Raw genomic sequence first — 219 nt, forward strand, 5'->3', positions numbered from 1 at the left:
TTCATCAATTCTCCATAGAAAGGAGGTGATCCAGCCGCACCTTCCGATACGGCTACCTTGTTACGACTTCACCCCAATCATCTGTCCCACCTTAGGCGGCTGGCTCCAAAAAGGTTACCCCACCGACTTCGGGTGTTACAAACTCTCGTGGTGTGACGGGCGGTGTGTACAAGGCCCGGGAACGTATTCACCGCGGCATGCTGATCCGCGATTACTAGC

At 54.8% G+C, this 219-nt stretch carries 1 rRNA gene; it reads right to left on the reverse strand.

What is annotated here, in order from left to right:
- Positions 1-18: 18 nt before the first annotated feature.
- Positions 19-219, reverse strand: a 16S ribosomal RNA gene (locus MR147_RS27020); the annotation flags it as partial.

Origin of the sequence: Bacillus cereus group sp. BfR-BA-01350, from assembly GCF_022663775.1 — a bacterium.
Lineage (GTDB): Bacteria > Bacillota > Bacilli > Bacillales > Bacillaceae_G > Bacillus_A > Bacillus_A paranthracis.